The sequence below is a fragment of the Actinotalea sp. JY-7885 genome (assembly GCF_014525465.1).
Classification (GTDB): Bacteria; Actinomycetota; Actinomycetes; order Actinomycetales; family Cellulomonadaceae; genus Actinotalea.
Genome location: NZ_JACEXH010000346.1, coordinates 1 through 690 on the forward strand (window position 1 = coordinate 1; position 690 = coordinate 690).

General features: G+C 79.0%; 1 protein-coding gene. It reads left to right on the top strand.

What is annotated here, in order from left to right; translation table 11 throughout:
* The coding region (locus IDM29_RS16895; protein ID WP_188037861.1) for an RDD family protein at positions 1-690 on the top strand (690 nt) is incomplete at both ends.

Consider the following 690-nt stretch of genomic DNA (forward strand, 5'->3'; position numbering starts at 1 on the left):
CCAGGTCGCGCAGCTGGATGCCGCGTGGCGGCAGGTGAGCGCCGCGCCGCAGGCCGCTGCCGCCGCCTACGCGAGCCCGCTGGGCCCGGCGTTCGACGGCGTCTCCCCGGCCGGTGCGGGCCGCCGCGTGGCCGCCTACGCCATCGACGTGGCGGTGGCCGCCGTCGTGGCGGGGGCGGTGTGGTGGTTCACCCGGTCGTGGGTCTACGCCGGCCTGGCGGCCGCGGAGGTCGCGGCCGGACTCGTCGTGTGGGAGGCCCGCAGCGGCCGCACGGTGGGCAACGTGGTGCTGGGCCTGCGCTCGGCCCAGGACCACCTGCCCTACGCGCCGGGCCTGTGGCGCTCCGTCGTGCGCGCCGGGGTGCTGGCCGTCGGGCATCTCGGCCTCGGCCTCGGGCAGTGGCTCGTCGTCGCGTCCAGCGCGTTCGACGGCTCCGGGCGGCGTCAGGGCTGGCACGACAAGCTGGCCGGCACGGTCGTCGTCGACATCCGGGACCTGCGCCGCGAGGAGGCGCCCGTCGCCTTCCAGGCGCCGGTCGTCACCGGGGCCGACATCGACGGCATGGAGTACCGCGTCACCGCGCCGAAGGCACCGCCGCCGCCGCCGCTCCGCACAGCCCCGACGTCACCGCCCCCGCCGCCCGCTGCCACGACGGCGCGCGCCGCGACGCCCGTGTCGCCGCCGCCTCC